The sequence below is a fragment of the Enterobacter cloacae complex sp. GF14B genome (assembly GCF_004136805.1).
In the GTDB taxonomy this organism is placed as follows: domain Bacteria; phylum Pseudomonadota; class Gammaproteobacteria; order Enterobacterales; family Enterobacteriaceae; genus Enterobacter; species Enterobacter hormaechei_C.
In genome coordinates this window covers 1-1,099 of sequence record NZ_QFRV01000315.1, presented here as the reverse complement: position 1 = coordinate 1,099, position 1,099 = coordinate 1, and the positions used below count along the sequence as shown (strand labels likewise).

At 44.6% G+C, this 1,099-nt stretch carries 1 protein-coding gene; it reads right to left on the bottom strand.

Translation table 11 applies throughout. From position 1 onward, the window contains the following. The coding region (locus DD606_RS25420) for a reverse transcriptase family protein (protein ID WP_139158394.1) at window positions 1–1,080 on the bottom strand (1,080 nt) is incomplete at its 3' end. Window positions 1,081–1,099: the final 19 nt, after the last annotated feature.

Sequence of the window (1,099 nt, the reverse complement as noted above, 5' to 3'; positions counted from 1 at the left end):
CCATAGTTTTGTTCGTGGTTCTTGAAACTGAACCTGCGAACACATCCTCTCTAGCCCTCCTAATGGCGCATAGGCTCTGGATAGTCTAGTCTCTGCTGCTCTCCTCAGGGTAAACCTCGGTCCCGTGAATACCACCCCCAGATATGTATATTCATCTGTGTACTCCACAGTGTCATGGCCATATACGAGTGTAGGTGCCAATCTCTTGACCCACTGTGGTGTGGTGCTAAACACCATAACCTTGGTTTTACCAAGGTTCACAGACAGTCCACTATCCTCTGCAAAGTTGTGCAATGCATCCAAATGTCTTTGCATGCCCTCTGGCGACTCTGACATTAACACAATATCATCAGCATATAATAATAAAGGGATCCATGTCCCTGCCAGCTGAGCACCTCTGTCACCCTCTCTATCAATGTAATCTGATACCTCATCTAAATACATACCAAATAACGTAGGGGACAGTGGGCATCCCTGCTTTACTCCAACGGTGGAATGAACAATGTCAGAATCCCCTTTTGGAGTACGTACATAACGAGTTACTGACCCGTATAAGGCCATGATCCCCCAGATAATCTCTTTGGGGACCCCTAACTCTTGCATTCTGCGCATCAATCTGACCCTTGGTACTGTATCAAAAGCTTTTTGAAAATCCACAAAGCAACAATACATCCTTTTCCCGCTTGCTCTTCCTTCCTCAATAATGGCTCTGAGCATAAGAATATGATCTAAAGTGGAATTAGCCCTCCTGAATCCAGCTTGCCCTGTTGCCCTTGTGCCCTCATTCTCTGCCCATCTACTCAATTTTTGTTCAAGAATGGATGCGTACAATCGGGTCAATGTGTGACCTACCATAATGGTACGGTAGTTCCCGGGTATCCTAGGATCCCCTGACTTGAAAATAGGTACGATAGTAGATAATTTCCAACATTCAGGTAATCCTTCACACATGACCCGATTAAACAGACGAGCAAGGACTTCTGAAAGTAGATCCTTGGCATGGATCAGATGTTCTGCTACTAAACCATCATGATCGTATGCTCTTCTTGTCTTCATCTTATCAATGGCTTTTTTCACCATTTCCGTAGTAAAGAAAGTA